1 protein-coding gene is annotated in these 493 nt (G+C 65.9%); it reads right to left on the minus strand.

The window, feature by feature from the left end:
• Positions 1-4 precede the first annotated feature (4 nt).
• Positions 5-493 (minus strand): sulfate adenylyltransferase subunit CysD (gene cysD / locus HWY05_RS37785; RefSeq protein WP_176061494.1); only part of this gene is annotated, 489 nt, incomplete at its 5' end.

A 493-nucleotide genomic window follows, 5' to 3' on the forward strand; every position in this document is an offset into this window, starting at 1 on the left:
TGCTTCAGAAATAACCTTGCTTCTTGCGCTGTTCCATCGCGGCCTCGGAGGTCTGGTCGTCCATCCGCGTGGCGCCGCGCTCGGTGATCTCGGTCACCGCGGTCTCGGCGATGATCTTCTCGACGTCGTCGGCATCGCTCTCCACCGGGCAGGTGCAGGAGATGTCGCCGACCGTGCGGAAACGCACCTGGGCGGTTTCGCTGACCTCGCCCTCGCGCATCGGCGTGAGCGGCGTGACCGGCACCAGCAGACCGTTGCGGCGCACGATCTCGCGCTGGTGCGCGTAGTAGATCGAGGGCAGTTCGAGCTGCTCGCGCGCGATGTATTGCCAGACGTCGAGCTCGGTCCAGTTCGAGATCGGGAACACGCGCAGGTGCTCGCCCTTGTGCAGGCGCGCGTTGTAGAGGCTCCAGAGTTCCGGGCGCTGGGCCTTCGGATCCCATTGGCCGAACTCGTCGCGGAACGAGAAGATGCGCTCCTTGGCGCGGGCCTT

The organism is Paraburkholderia sp. BCC1876 (assembly GCF_902833695.1).
Taxonomy (GTDB): domain Bacteria; phylum Pseudomonadota; class Gammaproteobacteria; order Burkholderiales; family Burkholderiaceae; genus Paraburkholderia.